The sequence below is a fragment of the Phaeobacter sp. genome (assembly GCF_022825805.1).
Taxonomy (GTDB): Bacteria; Pseudomonadota; Alphaproteobacteria; order Rhodobacterales; family Rhodobacteraceae; genus Phaeobacter.
In genome coordinates this window covers 1-17,639 of the sequence record NZ_JAJDWC010000118.1, presented here as the reverse complement: position 1 = coordinate 17,639, position 17,639 = coordinate 1, and the positions used below count along the sequence as shown (strand labels likewise).

Here is a 17,639-nt window from a genome sequence, read left to right as displayed (position 1 = left end):
GTTTCCCCCATCAATTGAAGCCAATGGTTTCAAGAAACGCGCGATTGATCCGCGCATCGCCAACCGGATCGGGATCAAGCAGCGGATCGCAATCCTGCTCAACCGTACACCAACCCGAGAAACCAGCATCCAGAAGCACCTGGCGCACGGCGGCGAAATCCACATCACCCTCGCCGAGATTGCAGAAAATACCCTGACCGCAAGCCTCATAGAACCCGGTGCGCTTCGCGATAACATCTGCCTTCACCGCCGGATCAATATCTTTGAAATGCATGTAGCTGATCCGGTCGATATGACGTTTCATAAAGGCAACGGGATCAAAGCCGGCATAGGAATGATGCCCGGTGTCAAAGCAGATTTTGAGGATCTGGTCATCGACCTCTGACAACAGGCGTTCCAGTTCTGGCTCGAAATCCATGAAGCCCGCGGCATGCGCATGGATCCCGACGGTCAGCCCATAGTCCTCACTGCCGATCTTGGCAACTGTGGCCAGCCTGTCGCGAAAGGCGGTCCATTCCGCTTTGTCCATCTGCTCCGCCTCGGTCGCCCGTCCCGCGGTCGCGGCACGACGGTCCGAAATGGAATCGATCAACACCAGATGCTCAGCCCCATGCGCTTTCAGCGCTTTGCAGGTCCGATGGGTTCCATCCAGCACATCCTCCCATTGTGCAGGATCGTGAAACCCCCGAAACACCACCCCGCCAATCAGGCTCAGATCATGTTCAGCCAAGGCATCGGCCAGGATCGCCGGATCTTCCGGCATAAAGCCGACAGGCCCCAGCTCAATCCCTTTGTACCCTGCCTCAGCGCATTGCTGCAGAACAGTCCGCCACTCGGGGTTTCTGGGATCCTGCGCGAATTCCACACCCCATGAACAGGGCGCATTGCCAATTCTAATCGTCATCTTGTCGATCTTTCTTCGATACTTAAAACTGAGATAGGGTTTGCCAGCTGCGCGACTGGGCCGAAGACATCGCTGCGGCGATCACCTGATTGACCGCCAAACCATCCTCAAAGGTGGGCCAAACTGGCGTGTTGGTTTCAATCGCCTGCAGAAAATCGCGCGCTTCAATGATGATCTGATCCTGATACCCGGTGCCATGGCCGGGGCCTTGGCAAAATGGCAGGTAATCGGGATGGGCGGGACCTGTCAGGATTTTGCGAAATCCCCGCTGCGCAGCATCCGGCTCGTTCAAATACAGCCACAGCGCGTTCTGATCTTCCTGATCGAACCGAATGGCGCCTTTGGTCCCGGTGATCTCGTAGGCGTAACCCATCTTTCGGCCCATCGCGATCCGGCTAAAGAACATCTGACCCATAGCGCCATTTTCAAACCGGCACATCATCTGCCCTTGATCATCGTTGGTCACCTGACCACCGGGGCGTTGGTGATGGACGGTTTCGATCTCGGCCATCACCTCTTTCAGCGGCCCGATCAGCGCCAGCGCCGCGTTGATCATATGGGGTGCAAGATCGCCCATGGTGCCATTTGCCGCCCCATCCGTGCGCCAGGAGGCAGGGGTTTCAGGATCCGCATAGAAGTCTTCCGTATGCTCCCCACGAAACCACGTGACCTCTCCAATTGCGCCGCTTGAAATCAGCTGCCGCGCATATTGGCTGGCTGGGGTGCGAATGTAGTTGAACCCAACCATATTCACGCACCTCGACCGCTGCGCCGCTGCCACCATAGCCCTGCTGTCTGCCAACGACGCGCCAAGCGGCTTTTCACAAAACACCGGCTTGCCCAGCGCAAAGGCCGCTTCGGCAATCTGGCGGTGCGTTTCTTGCGGGGTCGCAATCACGATTGCGTCGACCTCCGGCGCCTCAACAAGGTCCTGCCAATGCTGCGTGGCACGTCGAAACCCATAGGCTGCCCGATATTTTTCCGCGCTTTCTGCAGTTGACGCGCAAATCATCTCAAGCCGCGGGCGCAGGGTCGTGTTGAACACCGCGCCAACCGCGGACATGGCCACGGAATGCGCCTTCCCCATGTATCCGCCGCCCAGAATTCCGATGCCAATTTCTGCCATCAAACTGCACCACCCATGAAATTCGAATTGCAACCGGTTGCAAATTTAGTATCTTGAGAATCGAAATGTCGCAAGACGAAATCGTTGCGACACCAGATCATCTTCGGGGTTCCCACGCATGACAACGCCGCCATCCACCATTCGGCTGACCACCGCACAGGCCATCATTCGCTGGCTGTCCAATCAGTATATTCTCATTGATGGCCAAGAGATGAGGCTCTGTGGCGGCGGCTTTGGCATTTTCGGCCACGGCAATGTCACATGCCTTGGCGAAGCACTCTATGATGCGCGGGATGCGCTGCCTTTGTATCGTGGGCAAAACGAACAAAGCATGGGATTTGCAGCGGCTGGCTATGCCAAACAGTGGCTGCGGCAGAGGTTCATGTTCTGCACTGCCAGCGCAGGCCCCGGCACCTCCAACCTGGCGACAGCTGCCGCGCTGGCGCATGCCAACCGTCTGCCGATGCTCATGCTGTGCGGTGATACCTTTCTGACCCGCCTGCCCGACCCCGTGTTGCAGCAGATGGAAAACTTCGAGGATCCAACCGTCGGCGTAAATGACGCCTTCAAACCGGTATCGCGGTATTGGGATCGGATCACCCATCCAGCGCAGGTCATTCAATCACTACCTGCAGCGTTAGCTACAATGTTGGATCCGGGCGATTGCGGGCCTGCCTTCCTTGGCTTGCCACAAGACGTGCAGGGGTGGACTTATGACTACCCAACCGCGTTCTTTGAAAAGCGCATCCACCGCATTCGCCGCGTGACCCCCGATGAAGATGAGATCGCAGAGGCGGCCGCCCTTCTTCGCGGTGCGAAACGCCCCATGATCATTGCCGGCGGCGGGGTCCAATACAGCCGCGCCGTAGAAGAGCTGACAGCTTTCGCAACGACGCATCAGATCCCGGTTGTGGAAACAATCGCAGGACGCGCAAACCTGCTGGATACGGACCCATTGAACATCGGCCCTATCGGCGTCACCGGATCGGACAGCGCCAACACAATAGCCGAACGTGCGGATGTCATCGTTGCGGTGGGCACGCGTCTGCAAGATTTCACCACCGGCTCCTGGACTGCGTTTGCCCAGGACGCGCGGTTCATATCTCTCAATGCGGCCCGTCATGATGCTGGCAAACATCAGTCACTGCCAGTTGTCGGAGATGCCAAACGCGCATTGACCGCACTGTCAGCCGCCTGCACCGGCTACAAGGCGCCGGACACCTGGGTCCAATCGGCCCAAACGGAGCGGGAAAAATGGTCCGCATATGTGGCCGAGAATGTCGCCCATGGGGACAACAAACCCAAATCCTATGCGCAGGCCATCGGCGTTGTGAACGCGCTGTGCCACCCCCGCGACCGCGTCGTCACTGCAGCTGGTGGATTGCCTGCAGAGGTGACCGCAAACTGGCGCACCCTGAGCCCCGGAACGGTTGACGTGGAGTTCGGCTTTTCTTGTATGGGATATGAAATCGCCGGTGGCTGGGGCGCCAAAATCGCCCAAAGCCAACGCGAAGCTGATCGCGACACCATCGTCTTTGTCGGTGATGGTTCCTACATGATGCTGAATTCTGACATATACTCCAGCGTCTTGAGCCAAAAGAAACTGATCATTCTGGTGCTGGACAACGGTGGTTTTGCGGTGATCAACAAACTGCAAAACAACACCGGCAATGAGAGTTTCAACAACCTGCTCTCGGACTGCCCAACCATTCCGGAGGCTTTTGCGGTCGATTTCGAAGCTCATTCCGCAGCCATGGGCGCAAGAGCCGAAACCGTGGAAACCCCAGCAGAGCTGGCCGAAGCCTTCAAACGGGCACAAGAGGCCGATCGAACCAGCGTCATCGTGATGAAGGTCGATGCCTACGAGGGATGGACAACACAGGGGCATGCCTGGTGGGAAGTGGGAACACCCCACGTGACCACCAGTCCAGGTGTCGAAACGGCCCATCATGAATGGGAAGCAACCCGTAGCAAACAGCGTCGGGGGGTCTGATGCACAGCCTCGATGCGATCATCCGCAAACTTGCCGGACGCCGCTTTCTGGTGATCGGCCGGGTCGGCATGGATCTCTGCCCCACCCCCGCAGGCACCGCAACACAGGCTGCCACCGATATGATCGTGGCCATGGGCGGAAGCAGTGCCAATATCGCCGCAGGACTGGTGAAAATGGGCTGCGAGGCCGCGCTGGTGACCTGCGTGTCCGATGACGCTGTTGGGTGGTACTGCCTGAACCAATTGGACCACTATGGCGTGGACCGCACGATGGTCAGACGGATCACCGGCGAATATCGGACCTCGCTTGCGGTCTATGAAAGTCGGGTAGAAGACCATCAAAGCGTGATCTATCGCAACAACGCGGCAGATTTCCAAATGGGCCTCGAAGATGTCGAACAGATCGACTACAGCGCCTTTGACGCCGTGATCGCCGCTGGAACCGTCTTTGCTGCGGAACCGTCCCGCTCCGCCGCGTTCCGGGCCTTCGAACTGGCCCGCGCAGCCGGTTTGCCTGTGATTTTCGATGTCGATTACCGCCCCTACAGCTGGCCCTCGGCCGAGATTGCAGCCGATGTCCTGTCTCGCGCGGGCGACCTTTCTGACATCATCGTCGGCAATGACGAGGAATTTGGCTTTATGGCGGGCGGGATCGACAAAGGCCTCGCCAAGGCTCGCAGTCTCGCACGTACCAAAGCCGCCATCGTGGTCTATAAAATGGGCCCCAAAGGCGCGATCACACTGACGGGTGACACCCAGATCCCCACCGGCATTTTCAAGGTCGACGCGCTGAAACCAACAGGCGCGGGCGACAGTTTCATGGCTGGGTTTCTCGGCGCTTTGGCCGCCAATCAGCCCCTGAAGGATGCGATCCTGCGCGGTTCGGCCTGCGCATCAATCGTTGTGGCAAAACCCGGCTGCGCCCCTGCCATGCCCGATACTCAAGCGCTGGAGGCGTTCCTCGCGAGCCATCCTGGCGCAACCGCTGTTTGAAAGGATTTGACCATGCATATTGCCCCCCATGACAACAAGAACAAAGCCATCGTGGCGGCGGACAACGATGTCGTTCCACTGAACTATTTCAACATCGTCAAACTGACCAAAGATCAGAGTTTTGAATATCAGGTTCCGGGATATGAAACCTGTATCGTTCCCGCCACCGGCACCGTTGATATTGAGGTTGAGGGGCTCACCTACAGCGCCTTGGGCAACCGCACGCTGGATGTCTGGGACGGAGAGCCCGAAGGCGTGTATATTCCTGTTGGCGCCAAAGTGACCATCACCTGCCGATCCGATCAAACAGAAACATTTATTGCGGGCGCAAAATACGACAAAGTCCTCGAACCCTTTGACGTGCGAGGCGATGGGATCGATCTGGTGCAATACGGCTCCGACGACACCAAAACCCACCGGAAAATCAAACACATCTTAGGTCAAAAACAACACGACAAAGTCGGCCGCTTGCTGGTGTCCGAGCTGTTCACCGTCGGTCAGGGCGGCTGGTCGGGGTTTCCTGCGCATAAACACGACACCGACCGCAAAGACGCTGAAGGCAACATCATCGAAACGCGGCATGACGAGACCTACAACTTTCGCTTTCGCCCAAACCACGGCTCGGGCGTTCAGATCCTGCAGCGCGAAGAAGGTGAACCTGGCGATGCCTACCAACTGATGGATGGCTCCACGATCATGATCGACAAAGGCTACCACCCCTGCGCGGTCATGCCTGGATATGAGATGTATTATTTCACCATTCTTGGCGGGCTGAGCCAACGCAGTCTGATCCAGTATTTCCAGCCAACCCACGCCTATCAGGTGGAAACCATCCCTGGCATCAAAGACATGGTGGCAAAGTTCAAATGACCCTCGCCACATTGAAGGAGGTCCTGCAGCCCGCCTTGCGAGACGGGTATGCTGTGGCCGGGTTGGTGACATTGGGTTGGGAAGACATGCGCGCCTATGTTGCGGCCGCCGAAGCAGAGAATGTCCCTGTTATCCTACAGGCGGGCCCCTCCTGCAGGATGCACACGCCGCTGCCGATCTTGGGGAAGATGTTCCGCCATTTGGCCGAGGACGCAAGCGTTCCCGTGGTCGCACATCTCGATCATGGATACACGGAAGGTGACTGTCGCATTGCCATCGACAGCGGTTTCACGTCTGTGATGTACGATGGATCGCGCAAACCGCTCGACGAGAATATCGCCGAAACCGCGAAGATCGTAGAAATGGCCCATGCCGCTGGTGTGTCCTGCGAAGGCGAGATCGGCTTTGTCGGCTATTCCGGAGGAGAGCAATCCGCCGGGACAGATCCGCAGGAGGCCTGCCGCTTTGCGCGCGAAACAGGCGTGGATGCCATGGCAATCTCGGTGGGAAACGTCCACCTCCAGCAAGACAAAGAAGGCGGACTGGACGTTGCGCGCATTCGCGCGATTGAGGCGCTCACTGACGTGCCGCTTGTCATCCATGGCGGCTCCGGTGTGCCGGTAACAGAACGCCAGACACTGGCGCGCCGCTCGCAGGTATGTAAGTTCAACATCGGGACAGAACTGCGCATGGCATTCGGCAGTGCGCTGCGCACCGCTGTCAACGTCGATCCAAGCCGGTTTGACCGTGTCAGCATACTCAGCGAAACCCATGATCCTGTTGTCGATGCCGCACGCAAGGTGCTGCGGTGTTTCAAGGGAGACTCCCAATGATCAAAATCGGACTTCTGGGCTGCGGCCGCATCGGACAGGTCCATGCGAGGTCGATTGACCAACTGGACAATGTCCGCATCACCGCTGTTGCAGACGCCATGCCAGCCGCCGCAGAGGCACTTGCTGCCAAGACCGGCGCAAAGGTCCTGTCGCCAGACGAGGTGATCAACAGCCCCGATGTGGATGCCGTGGTTATCGGCACACCCACGGACACACATTTCGATCTGATCCACAGCGCTGCCGCCGCCGGCAAAGCGATATTCTGTGAAAAACCAATCGACATGTCCGCAGACCGTATTCGCGCCTGCCGCACGGCCGTGGACGCCGCCAACGTAGCGTTTCTGACCGCTTTCAACAGGCGATTTGATCCCAATTTTGCCAACCTGGAATCGCGGTTGCGAGACGGAGCCATCGGCGACGTGGAGTTGATCACCATACTGTCGCGTGACCCCTCGCCGCCGCCTGTCAGCTACATCAAAACATCTGGCGGTTTGTTCCGTGACATGATGATCCATGATTTCGACATGGCGCGCTTTTTGCTGGCCGAAGAACCGGTCCAGGTCTTTGCAGTCGGCGCCGCACTGGTGGATCCTGAAATCGGTGCTGCAGGGGATGTGGACACGGCTGCGGTGACACTCACCACCGCGAGCGGCAAGATTTGTCAGATTTCCAACTCGCGTCGGGCCACCTACGGCTATGATCAGCGTGTGGAAGTTCATGGATCCAATGGTCTGCTGCGGGCTGGAAATGTATTGGAAAACACAGTTGAAATTGCAGGCGCTCAGGGATTTCAGCAGGCCCCAGCCCAGCACTTTTTCCTAGAACGCTACGAAGCCGCGTATCGCAACGAGATGGCAAGTTTCGTGACCGCAATCCAAAACGGCACCCAGCCCTCGCCCAGCCTGCACGACGGTCTGAGAGCACAGGTCCTTGCGGATGCCGCAGCCGCATCTTTGGAAAGCGGCCTGCCAGTTACGCTGCCGGCGGAGTAATCAGACAGCTGCATGCCCCGGTCTGCCGCGGCGGGCCGGGCGTCGTGCAGGTAGAACCATCCGCCGCTACAACCCTAGGCAGCGGCGCGCCTCAGGGCTGCAGTTTCAAACCGGAAAATCACCGTAAAAAACAGTGTCGGCTGAGCGTAACCTGTCGCTATAGTTGGGATCACCGGTTTGGCCAGCAATGCAAAACACAACAAACAGCTGCCAGCAGTCCCGGTAACACGTAGCAATCAGGGACAGATACGTCATGGACGAACTCATTTCTCAGGCCGACGCCATATGGCCTATTCTTTACAATGCAGCCAAAGCGGTTGTGGTTCTGGTGGTTGGCTGGATCGGGGTCGGCATCATCGGCAACGCAGTGCGGCGGCGCATCAACAACACCCCGCAGATTGATCCCACGCTCGGCAATTTCATCGCCAGCATCGTCCGTTGGGTTCTGCTGCTGATCGTCTTTATCGCGGTCCTGGGAATTTTTGGTATCCAAGTCACCAGTCTGGTGGCAATGCTGGGTGCGGCGACCCTGGCCATTGGTCTTGCCCTTCAGGGCACGTTGAGCGACTTGGCCGCTGGTTTCATGCTGGTCCTGTTTCGCCCCTATAAGATCGGCCAATATGTCGATATCGGCGGCACCTCGGGCACAGTTGTAGATCTGAACCTCTTTGTCACAGAGCTGGTCACGCCGGACAACGTGCAGATCATCGTGCCAAACGGTCAGGCCTGGGGCGCGATCATTACGAATTTCTCGGCCCATGACACCCGCCGCGTTGATATGGTGTTTGGCATCGATTATGGCGACAACGCCGATGCTGCAAAGGCCGTCATCTTGAAGCTGGCAGAGGCGGATGAGCGGGTGATGAGCGATCCTGCCCCCTGGATCCGCGTTACCAACCTTGGCGACAGCTCTGTTGATCTTACACTGCGGATCTGGTGCCAGGCCGCCGACTATTGGGAACTGAAATTCGCTATGACCCAGGCGGTGAAAGAAGCCTTTGACGCAGAGGGGATTTCCATTCCTTATCCGCATAGCGTCGAGATCAAGAAAGACGGGTGACCCCGGAACTGGATCTGGCTGCTCAATCGGGCAGCCAGACCTCCAAACGCCAGCTCAGCTGTGCGATGGTCTGTATGGACGGAACAGGTTAGAGGCTGACGCGCTGGGTCTGCGCAAATTGCGATGCTGCCAGGCGAGCACGCGCTTCCCGCGCCCGGTCCAGAATACGGTTTTCCGGTTCAACCGGCGGCCAGCCGCACATGCGTGTCATGCCATCCAGATCAAAGAACGACCATTGCGCGGCCAGCAATTGATAGCTTTTGACCTCCCATCCCGACTCATCCGGTTCGAACCGCAAACGCCAAGCCCCGCGCACCTGTACACGCAAACGCATCCGCCGGATATTCAACATCGCCTGATGCCCGTTGGTCGCGGTCCGCACCGCCTGACTGCGCAAGCGTTTCATGCGATCGGCAAGCGCGTGGACATCCTGCATGCGCCGCCCGGCAATCACGACTTCGATCTCGGTTTCTGGCTGCACAATTCCACTGATCAACAGATCGCCGCGTGAACTGCGGTTGAAGACAGGGATCAGCTCAACGACGACCGTTCTCACCTCTCGTTTGAACAGGCCTGCATCTTCGATTTGCGAAGTGACTTTCGAACGGGGGCGACGGCGATTTTTCATGGGCAGTTCCAAGGCCCACGATGGATCAGGGGCGCGTAAAGGGTCGTTTAGACGCCCAAAATACGCCAGCTGTTGTTAATGAATGATTGAGCAAGCAAAACAAGGTGATAGAGGCCGCCCGCGTTTTGGCCGCATTTACGGTACCCGGAGCGTTCAAAGGCCTTGTCACACACAAGGCTACATCTGGAACCCTCAGCCTTCGCAACAAGTGGCCTCATGCAACAGATACGCAGGAGCATAGGCAAACAGCGGTCCGGCCCCGTCTGAGGGGACCAGACCCAGTGCATCAGCCCGTTGCATCAGCCCAATGCATCAGCCCGATGTATCAGACAGTCAGACGGTCAGCCCGGCAGTGTGCCACGTGTGACATAACGGAGGATTTGCACGACCTGCTCTGGCTCGCTAGCCACAGCCAGTGCTGCAGCGTGGACTTCTTTCAGGGCGTGTTGGTGCGCATCCTGGGACAGCACAATCAGCGATTTGCCCAACGCTGCGGCGTAGCCTGCATCAAAAGCTGCATTCCACTGCTTGTATTTGTCGCCGAACCGAACCACCACAACATCGGCCTCTTCAATGCCCTTGCGCGTGCGGATCGCATTGATCTTGGCGCCTTTGTGGTCATGCCAGAACTTGTTTGGCTCCTGACCCAGAATGGCCACACCACAGTCATCGCTGGCGTCATGGTCTGTCACCGGACTGGTGAACTGCACATCCAGCCCCTCGGCCTCATTTTGAATTTGTTCGCGCCAATCTGTGTGAATTTCACCGGAGAGATAGACGTTCAGTGACATGCGTTTCCTTTCCCTGCGTCAGCGGTTGCCTGCTGGCCTGCGCTGGCGTCTTTGCTGTGTCTTGGCATCGGCCAAGTATCCCTCAGGATCCGGGGGGCGTCCACCGCATGTTCAGCGCAGAGGGGCCAAAACAAAAAACGCGCCCCAAACGGGGCGCGCTTCAATCCATCATATCAGCGAAGATCAGCTGCGCAGCGTGCCGCCGGTTGCTTTGGTCACTTTGGCAACAATCTTGTCGCTGACCGCTTCGATATCTTTTTCGGTCAGTGTTTTATCTGTCGGCTGCAAACGGGCCGTGATGGCGAGGGATTTTTTGCCCTCACCCAAGCTGCCACCGATGAATTCATCGAACACACGGACATTTTCGATCAATGCCTTGTCTGCGCCTGCTGCAGCATTGACCAAAGTCAGCGCCTCTACGTCATCATCAACGACGAAGGCGAAATCCCGGTCGACCGCCTGCAGATCGCTCTGCACCAAAGCACCACGGCTGGCGCCAGTGTTGCGGGGCAATGGCACCTCATCCGGCCAGATGGTGAAGGCAACTGCCGCACCTTTGATGCCCATTTCCGTCAGGACCTTCGGATGCAGTTCACCGAACACACCCAAGACCTTTTTCGGACCAAGGCAGATTTTGCCGTGACGGCCAGGGTGCCACCAGGATTGCGCCCCACGCAGGATCTGAACCTTCGCAGGCGCGCCGATTGCCGCCAGCACCGCTTCGATGTCGGCTTTTGCATCAAAGGTATCCACCGGGCGGCTCGCGCCGTGGACATCCTTTGGCCCGGTGCGGCCCACCAAAAGTCCAGAGATCAGATTGTGCTGCTCACCAGGTTCACCCCCGTGGAAGGCGGGCCCAACTTCGAACAGGGCCATATCTGCGAAACCACGTGCCTGATTGCGGGCCGCTGCCTGCAAAAGACCTGGCAGCAAGGCAGGACGCATATGCGACATTTCAGACGAAATCGGGTTCGCCAGCATCGTTGCATCATCCCCGCACCCAAACAGCGCAGCGGATGCCTGATCAATGAAGGTATAGCTGACCACCTCGTTATAGCCGAGCCCAGCACAGGTGCGGCGCGCCATCTGCTGGCGCCGCTGCTGCGGTGTCATGACAGATGCAGGAACGCCCTCGGTCAGGCGAGGCAGCGGCTTTCCTTCCAATTTGGTCAGGGATGCAATCCGCGCGACCTCTTCCACCAGATCGGCTTCGCCCAGGACATCGGGACGCCAGCTGGGCACATGAGCCATATTGCCTTCAAGCCGGAAACCCAGCCGGGTCAGTGTCTGACGCTGCTCAGCCTCTGGGATGTCCATGCCCACCAGCGACTGTACGCGCTCTGGATCGAGCTTATAGGCACGTGCATGATCTGGCACAGATCCCGCAACGACAATGTTGGAGGGCTCACCGCCACAGAGATCAAGGATCATCTGTGTCGCTAGATCCAGACCATCGCGCGTGAATTCAGGATCAACGCCGCGTTCAAACCGATACCGTGCGTCAGAATTGATCTTCAGCGCCCGGCCTGCAGTCGCGATCTGGATGTGATCCCAAAACGCGCTCTCGAGGAACACATCAACGGTCTCTTCCGTGCAGCCAGTGTTTGCACCACCCATGATGCCTGCAATGCTCTCCGCACCGTTGTCGTCGGAAATCACCATCTGCCCGGGAAGCAGCGTGTATTCCTTTTCATCCAGCGCCACCAACGTTTCACCGCCTTCTGAGCGATGGATGCGCAGATTGCCCTGCACTTTGGCGGCATCAAACACATGCAACGGCCGGTTCAGATCAAAGGTGAAGTAGTTGGTGATATCAACCAGCGTCGAAATCGGGCGCAGACCAATCGCGGTCAGACGATCCTGAAGCCACTGCGGGCTTGCGCCATTTTTGACACCGCGGATCAAACGGCCGGTGAACAGAGGACATCCATCCAATGTGTCGGCTGCGATCTCAGCCTTGATCGGGCTTTCATAGCCGCCCTCAATCGGGGTGACCGCCAGCGGCTTGAGCGTACCCAAACCGCGCGCTGCCAAATCACGGGCAATGCCGCGCACACCCAGGGCGTCAGGACGGTTGGGCGTGATTGCGATTTCGATCATAGGATCCACTTTGGCCGGGCTGTTGGCCGCCAGCCAATCAACGAAGCGATCCCCAACTTCGCCAGATGGCAACTCGATGATACCGTCGTGTTCATCGGACAGCTCCAATTCGCGCTCCGATGCCATCATCCCGTAGCTTTCAACGCCGCGGATCTTGCCAACGCCAATGGTGATATCGAGACCCGGAATATACATGCCTGGCTTACACACCACCACGGTAATACCTTCGCGGGCATTCGGCGCGCCACAAATGATCTGCATCTCGCCTTCGTCGGTATCGACCTGACAGACGCGCAGCTTGTCCGCATCCGGATGTTTTTCCGCATGCTTAACATAGCCCAGTGTGAACCCTTTCAGCCGATCGGCAGGGTTCGACACGGCCTCCACCTCAAGACCAAGATCGGTCAGGGTTTCTGTGATTTCCTCGACCGATGCGTCGGTCTCCAGGTGATCTTTCAGCCAGGAAAGTGTGAATTTCATCGGTCCGATATCCTATGGCAAGCCATGTCTGTTGCAGCAGGCAATGACAAAGATTGCCCCCATGTGCAAGCCTTGCCGCTGGCTCCGGCTCAAGGATAGCTCGGGGTGAGACCCAAAAGCTCATCCAATTGCCGCCCAATCCAGCCATGGGGCACAAAATGCCCGCCAGGATGGAGGTCCAGAACCACGTCTCCTTCGGGGCAGTCCCAGGCGATGCGGCTGAAGGTCAAAAAGCTGCGCACCTGCCATTGTCCCAAATCCGCGCCCTCAGTGGGGCAGTCAAAATCACGCCGCCAGAGCGACACGGGGTATGTGGTGTCTCCGCCAGGGCCGAGCGGAAAATCCATGACCGTATCGGCAAGGCCATGTACATGGCGCACCTCGGCAGGCTGCTCATCACAGGTTTCAAACTGCTCCAGGCTGCCCGCCACCGCTAGCAGGGCCGCAACATCAGCGCCACTGTGGCATACATATCGCCAGGCCATGGCCGACCCATATGAATAGCCTGATACGAATATCCTTTCAGCATCAATGGGAAAGCGATTGGCGACATCCCCAAGGACCGCTTCCGCAAAGGGCACATCCTCGGTGTCGGCTGTCCAAAAATTCCAACTGCGCCCGCGCCCATTCGGGGTCACCAGTAGCACCCCCCGCCGGTCGGTCGATGCCCCGATGCGATCCGACTTCTGTGCATGCACACCCGTGCGCGACCAGCCATGAAAATGCAGCAGAACCGGGAGCGCGGTGACGCCATCCCACCCGTCCGGCACCTTCACATGATAAGACCGCTCCCCAAGAGAACAGGCAACTGCGTCTCCGCAGGGGGCCGCATTGCCCCGCCACGGCCCCATCGCATGTGAAGGCAGGGTTTGCGCGAGGAGCCAAAAGACCGCCGCGCATTTTGCAAGATGATGTTTCATGGCCCCGACCCTATCCAACCCGGCCGCCCAGTCACGTCACATATTCGTGGGCACTGCGGCGTGCATATAAGATGACGCGCAGCGCATAGGACCGAAACAGATGCGGTCATAACCTCAAACCGCAAACCGCGAACGCCCCATAATCCACGCGACAACATCCATGCGAGCACCCATGCGCCAGAAACACCCCAAAAGAAAAGCCACCGCCCCTTGGGAGCGGTGGCCTTTCAGAAGTCAAAATTGCAGCCCGATCAGATCACATTGCAAACTGACAAGCACTTTCGCAACACATCGTCTGGAACGACATATAAGGTGACACTTTTAGCGACTGAAACCCCCTTGTTTTGTGGGGTTTCCTGATAGCGCCGACATCTAACTTGCCATTTTCCGACACGTAACTTGCAACTCATCGAACAAAGAAGTGCTGCAACCCCCAATCCACGGCAATTCTCAATAAATCTCAACCAAATGACGCGTCTTCGCGTTTGAAAATCCCCCTCGGCATTGCCTGACACTGACTGCGTGTAGAATCCCAACCCTTTCGATCGATGGATGAGAAAACTTGGTTACTTGATGCAGGGCATATAGACCGAAATGAGCTTTGTTTGTCGCTAGGTTTCACTCGAAGCATCGTCAGCAGCGCAGATCGCGTCCAATACCCTCAATACCTCTCTGAGTTCCCGTCTCACGATCTCAACGCGCTGCATTGCCAAAGTCTCATGACGTCCAGCTAGCTCCAAAACCACGCCCATCACACTATCCGAGTGCTTCATCAAACCAATCAAATGCTCACCACTTGGGCCGTATGAACCGGCTATCCAGTTCTTTGCGGTCCTTTCGCTTACTCCTGTCCACTTTATAGTTGCTTTCGCCGCCCGGCCTGCGCCCCCTAGTTCATAGGTCAGCGCAGACCTAACTGCCTCTCGATATTCTACAGCCGAAACCAGATCCTGGCTGCCTCTATGAAAGATGTTGCCCTTTTTATGAAACATGTTTCCGTCTCCCTTCCGATAAGTTCGTGAAAGGAATCGCAGAACAGCTGCGCAAAATTACGAATTTGAATATGGAGGGCCACGTCATTGAGTTGGCCAAATAACAAATCAGACGGAGACAAACGCCGGAACGCAGCCCAGTACGTTCGCATGTCGACAGAGCATCAACGCTACTCGACCGAAAACCAGGCCGACGCCATCCAGCGCTATGCCGATGAACGCGGCTACAGAATTATCCGAACCTATTCTGATGCAGGTAAAAGCGGATTGAGAATTCAAGGCCGCGCAGGCCTATCGCAATTGATCGACGACATCGAAACTGGTCAAACCGATTTCAAAACTGTTCTCGTTTACGATGTCAGCCGTTGGGGTCGCTTCCAGGACGCGGATGAAAGCGCCTACTATGAGTATATCTGCAAACGGGCGGGCATTTCGGTCGAATACTGCGCCGAGCAATTCGAAAACGACGGAAGTCCCGTTTCCACCATTGTGAAAGGCGTCAAGCGCGCGATGGCTGGCGAATACAGTCGCGAGCTGTCGCAAAAGGTCTTTGCAGGACAGCGTCGACTGATTGAGTTGGGTTATCGACAAGGCGGCGCGCCTGGGTTCGGGCTGCGGCGCATGTTGATCGATGAAGCCGGTCGTACCAAGGGCATCCTGTCGCGAGGAGAGCACAAGAGTATTCAAACCGACCGGGTTACGCTTGTTCCGGGTCCGGCTGATGAAGTCGCTATAGTAAACCAAATATTCTTGAGGTTTGTGAATGATAGTTGGTCTGAAGCTGAGATTGCGTCAGATCTGAACCGACGCGGCATCCGAACTGATCTGGATCGGGAGTGGTCACCCGCGGTTGTGCGTCAAATTCTGACCAACGAAAAATACATCGGGAACAATCTCTGGAACCGCCACTCCTTCAAACTCAAGAAACGCCATGTCCAGAACGATCCGGAAAACTGGGTCCGCGCTGTTGCTGCCTTTGAAGCAATTGTTGACGCCAACCTGTTCAACGCTGCCGGAGCAATCATTGCGGCTCGTTCACATGTATTGTCCGACGATGAAATGCTGGATCGGCTAAAGGAGGTACTGGAAGAAAACGGCTACCTCTCAGGCTTTGTCATCAATGAAGCACCAAAGCTTCCATCAAGCGGCGCTTACCAGAACAGATTTGGTAGCCTGTTGCGTGCTTACAGCCTCGTCGGCTTCAAGCCTGACAGAGATTACCGATACATTGAGATCAACAGACGATTGCGCGGCCTGCATTCCGACATCGTCCGGGACATCATCGCCGGGGTCGAAGCCGTTGGCGGAGACGTCGCTCAAGGCCACAATGCAGATACTCTCATCATCAACGATGAGTTTACCGTTTCCATTGTCATCGCACGCTGCATGCAAACAGGCGCGGGCGCGTATCGCTGGAACATTCGCCTGAGCACCGGTCAGCTCCCCGACATGTCCATCGTCGTCAGGATGGGGCAGGCAAACAGAACGCCGCTCGACTACTACTTGCTGCCTACCTTTGACATGACCAAATCAAAGCTGCGCTTGGCGGAGAACAACGGTTTGTCCCTTGATGCATTCCGCTTCGACAACCTGGCGCATTTCTTCGACATGGCCGCACGTACGCCAATACTGGAGGCAGCGTGATGGACCATGCGTCGGTCGGACACACTGTTCTTGTTCCCGTCGATGCAATTACCGTCGTCAACCCAAGGCTCAGGAACAAAAAGGTTTTCGACGAGATTACCGCGAACATCGCGGAGCTTGGGTTGAAAAGACCCATTACGGTTGCGGCGCGTGAGACTGAAGACGGAGACAAGCCGGTATACGAATTGGTCTGCGGCCAGGGCCGACTGGAGGCATTCAAGGTTCTTGGCCAATCTGAAATCCCGGCGATCGTCATCAATGCCAGCAGCGAAGACTGTCTTGTAATGAGCCTGGTAGAAAATCTGGCGCGCAGGCAGCACCATTCGCTGGATTTGCTCCGAGATATTGGGCGCCTCAAGGAAAAGGGATACTCTGAAGCTGAAATCGCCGCCAAGACCCAGCTGTCCAAGAAGTACGTCCACGGCGTTATTAAGCTTCTGGAAAGTCATGAACATCGCCTCCTGCGTGCAGTGGAGAGCGGTAAGATACCGGTCAGTGTTGCCGTTGACATTGCGGACGCGGATGACGTCGGCGTGCAACGTGTTCTCCGGCAGGCTTATGAGAAAAAGCTCCTGCGCGGCGGAAGACTCCTTGCAGCCAAGCGTCTTGTTGAAGCGCGCCAAAAACACGGCAAGGGTCGCGCGAACACTGTCGAACGGCCACGCAAGAGTCTATCTGTCGAGACTCTGCTCAAGACCTATGAAAACGATGTCGAGAAAAAGAAGGTGCTTCTGAGAAAGGCAGGCGCAACGCGGAGCGAATTGCTTTTTCTGACACAAGCGCTCAAGACGCTGATGGCTGACGAAAACTTCGTCACATTGCTTCGCGCCGAAGGGTTGGCCAGTCTGCCAAAACAAGTTGCAGACCGCCTAACTCAGTCCGAGGAGGTGTCCGCATGTCGGTGACCCGGGAAGAACGGACGGTTGCAGCTGCTTTTGAACAGGAGCTGGTGACGCTTCCATTCGAGGAGATCGCGCCACTCTACGTGGTCACCCCGCAAAAGAAGGCCAGCATTAAGTTCAAACAGATCGCGGCATCTGTTCTGGAAATTGGCCTTGTTGAACCTATTGTCGTGTCCCGCGACCCTTACAACGCTGGTCAATATACATTGCTTGATGGGCATCTGCGCCTTGAGGTTTTGAAGGACCAGGGTCAGACACATGCGCGATGTCTTGTTGTCTGACGTCAGCACCTACCGGATAGATTTAGGGTTTGAGCAACGGAGGATTTCTGGTTCATCGAAGCCATTATGGAGCGAAGATGAACAAGAGATCCGGAACATCGAAGGATGCCGCTGACAAGTTGGTCAGGGGT

General features: G+C 57.0%; 16 protein-coding genes. 9 read left to right on the top strand and 7 right to left on the bottom strand.

Going from position 1 to position 17,639, the window contains the following annotated elements; translation table 11 throughout:
* Positions 1–10: 10 nt before the first annotated feature.
* Together Q0C28_RS13285 and Q0C28_RS13280 are read right to left on the bottom strand one after the other, a co-directional pair.
* Positions 11–904, bottom strand: coding sequence for a TIM barrel protein (locus Q0C28_RS13285; protein WP_293576552.1), 894 nt, complete (start codon positions 902–904; stop codon positions 11–13).
* 22 nt (positions 905–926) lie between these two features.
* Positions 927–2,030: a Gfo/Idh/MocA family oxidoreductase gene (locus tag Q0C28_RS13280; protein WP_293576550.1), complete on the bottom strand. Its 1,104-nt coding sequence runs from the start codon at positions 2,028–2,030 to the stop codon at positions 927–929.
* A 118-nt stretch (positions 2,031–2,148) separates the two neighbouring features.
* Between Q0C28_RS13280 and iolD the strand changes: the two genes are divergently transcribed.
* From iolD to Q0C28_RS13250, 6 genes are all read left to right on the top strand, one after another.
* Positions 2,149–4,023 (top strand): 3D-(3,5/4)-trihydroxycyclohexane-1,2-dione acylhydrolase (decyclizing), encoded by a 1,875-nt coding sequence (iolD, locus tag Q0C28_RS13275; RefSeq protein ID WP_293576548.1) that lies wholly within the window; start codon positions 2,149–2,151, stop codon positions 4,021–4,023.
* Positions 4,023–5,015 carry a 5-dehydro-2-deoxygluconokinase gene (gene iolC, locus Q0C28_RS13270; protein ID WP_293576546.1) on the top strand — a complete coding sequence of 331 codons (993 nt, stop codon included), beginning with the start codon at positions 4,023–4,025 and terminating at the stop codon, positions 5,013–5,015. Before iolD ends, iolC begins: the two co-directional genes overlap by 1 nt.
* A 12-nt stretch (positions 5,016–5,027) precedes the next feature.
* Positions 5,028–5,885, top strand: a complete 858-nt coding sequence (locus tag Q0C28_RS13265) for a 5-deoxy-glucuronate isomerase (RefSeq protein ID WP_293576544.1) — start codon at positions 5,028–5,030, stop codon at positions 5,883–5,885.
* Positions 5,882–6,718, top strand: coding sequence for a class II fructose-bisphosphate aldolase (locus Q0C28_RS13260; RefSeq protein WP_293576543.1), 837 nt, complete (start codon positions 5,882–5,884; stop codon positions 6,716–6,718). The genes Q0C28_RS13265 and Q0C28_RS13260 overlap by 4 nt, the downstream gene beginning before the upstream one ends.
* On the top strand, positions 6,715–7,710 hold the full coding sequence (gene iolG, locus Q0C28_RS13255) for an inositol 2-dehydrogenase (RefSeq protein WP_293576542.1): 996 nt from the start codon (positions 6,715–6,717) through the stop codon (positions 7,708–7,710). Before Q0C28_RS13260 ends, iolG begins: the two co-directional genes overlap by 4 nt.
* Before the next feature lie 253 nt (positions 7,711–7,963).
* Positions 7,964–8,770, top strand: a complete 807-nt coding sequence (locus tag Q0C28_RS13250; protein ID WP_293576540.1) for a mechanosensitive ion channel domain-containing protein — start codon at positions 7,964–7,966, stop codon at positions 8,768–8,770.
* Positions 8,771–8,858: 88 nt separating this feature from the next.
* Here the strand turns inward: Q0C28_RS13250 and Q0C28_RS13245 are convergent, their stop codons facing one another.
* From Q0C28_RS13245 to Q0C28_RS13225, 5 genes are all read right to left on the bottom strand, one after another.
* Positions 8,859–9,398, bottom strand: coding sequence for a hypothetical protein (locus Q0C28_RS13245; protein WP_293576538.1), 540 nt, complete (start codon positions 9,396–9,398; stop codon positions 8,859–8,861).
* 341 nt (positions 9,399–9,739) lie between these two features.
* Positions 9,740–10,189: a YtoQ family protein gene (locus tag Q0C28_RS13240; protein WP_293576536.1), complete on the bottom strand. Its 450-nt coding sequence runs from the start codon at positions 10,187–10,189 to the stop codon at positions 9,740–9,742.
* A gap of 183 nt (positions 10,190–10,372) precedes the next feature.
* Entirely contained in the window at positions 10,373–12,769 is a 2,397-nt protein-coding gene (gene pheT, locus Q0C28_RS13235; RefSeq protein ID WP_293576534.1) for a phenylalanine--tRNA ligase subunit beta, read from the bottom strand.
* Positions 12,770–12,858: 89 nt separating this feature from the next.
* The gene (locus Q0C28_RS13230) at positions 12,859–13,620 is read right to left on the bottom strand and encodes a polyhydroxybutyrate depolymerase (RefSeq protein WP_293576607.1); all 762 of its coding nucleotides are present in this window, start codon (positions 13,618–13,620) and stop codon (positions 12,859–12,861) included.
* Positions 13,621–14,300: 680 nt separating this feature from the next.
* On the bottom strand, positions 14,301–14,681 hold the full coding sequence (locus tag Q0C28_RS13225; RefSeq protein WP_293576532.1) for a hypothetical protein: 381 nt from the start codon (positions 14,679–14,681) through the stop codon (positions 14,301–14,303).
* Between the two features lie 87 nt (positions 14,682–14,768).
* Here Q0C28_RS13225 and Q0C28_RS13220 point away from each other — a divergent pair, with 87 nt between their 5' ends.
* Genes Q0C28_RS13220 through Q0C28_RS13210 form a run of 3 tightly spaced genes read left to right on the top strand, consistent with a single transcriptional unit; the run spans position 14,769 to position 17,508 of the window.
* Entirely contained in the window at positions 14,769–16,325 is a 1,557-nt protein-coding gene (locus Q0C28_RS13220) for a recombinase family protein (protein WP_293576530.1), read from the top strand.
* The gene (locus Q0C28_RS13215) at positions 16,325–17,230 is read left to right on the top strand and encodes a plasmid partitioning protein RepB C-terminal domain-containing protein (RefSeq protein WP_293576529.1); all 906 of its coding nucleotides are present in this window, start codon (positions 16,325–16,327) and stop codon (positions 17,228–17,230) included. Before Q0C28_RS13220 ends, Q0C28_RS13215 begins: the two co-directional genes overlap by 1 nt.
* Positions 17,221–17,508 carry a ParB N-terminal domain-containing protein gene (locus tag Q0C28_RS13210; protein ID WP_293576528.1) on the top strand — a complete coding sequence of 96 codons (288 nt, stop codon included), beginning with the start codon at positions 17,221–17,223 and terminating at the stop codon, positions 17,506–17,508. The genes Q0C28_RS13215 and Q0C28_RS13210 overlap by 10 nt, the downstream gene beginning before the upstream one ends.
* Positions 17,509–17,639: the final 131 nt, after the last annotated feature.

Bases quoted from the DNA above. Each gene is read 5' to 3' on its own strand.
- Q0C28_RS13285 (WP_293576552.1), bottom strand. From the start codon at position 904: ATGACGATTAGAATTGGCAATGCGCCCTGTTCATGGGGTGTGGAATTC.
- Q0C28_RS13280 (WP_293576550.1), bottom strand. From the start codon at position 2,030: ATGGCAGAAATTGGCATCGGAATTCTGGGCGGCGGATACATGGGGAAG.
- iolD (WP_293576548.1), top strand. From the start codon at position 2,149: ATGACAACGCCGCCATCCACCATTCGGCTGACCACCGCACAGGCCATC.
- iolC (WP_293576546.1), top strand. From the start codon at position 4,023: ATGCACAGCCTCGATGCGATCATCCGCAAACTTGCCGGACGCCGCTTT.
- Q0C28_RS13265 (WP_293576544.1), top strand. From the start codon at position 5,028: ATGCATATTGCCCCCCATGACAACAAGAACAAAGCCATCGTGGCGGCG.
- Q0C28_RS13260 (WP_293576543.1), top strand. From the start codon at position 5,882: ATGACCCTCGCCACATTGAAGGAGGTCCTGCAGCCCGCCTTGCGAGAC.
- iolG (WP_293576542.1), top strand. From the start codon at position 6,715: ATGATCAAAATCGGACTTCTGGGCTGCGGCCGCATCGGACAGGTCCAT.
- Q0C28_RS13250 (WP_293576540.1), top strand. From the start codon at position 7,964: ATGGACGAACTCATTTCTCAGGCCGACGCCATATGGCCTATTCTTTAC.
- Q0C28_RS13245 (WP_293576538.1), bottom strand. From the start codon at position 9,398: ATGAAAAATCGCCGTCGCCCCCGTTCGAAAGTCACTTCGCAAATCGAA.
- Q0C28_RS13240 (WP_293576536.1), bottom strand. From the start codon at position 10,189: ATGTCACTGAACGTCTATCTCTCCGGTGAAATTCACACAGATTGGCGC.
- pheT (WP_293576534.1), bottom strand. From the start codon at position 12,769: ATGAAATTCACACTTTCCTGGCTGAAAGATCACCTGGAGACCGACGCA.
- Q0C28_RS13230 (WP_293576607.1), bottom strand. From the start codon at position 13,620: ATGGGGCCGTGGCGGGGCAATGCGGCCCCCTGCGGAGACGCAGTTGCC.
- Q0C28_RS13225 (WP_293576532.1), bottom strand. From the start codon at position 14,681: ATGTTTCATAAAAAGGGCAACATCTTTCATAGAGGCAGCCAGGATCTG.
- Q0C28_RS13215 (WP_293576529.1), top strand. From the start codon at position 16,325: ATGGACCATGCGTCGGTCGGACACACTGTTCTTGTTCCCGTCGATGCA.
- Q0C28_RS13210 (WP_293576528.1), top strand. From the start codon at position 17,221: ATGTCGGTGACCCGGGAAGAACGGACGGTTGCAGCTGCTTTTGAACAG.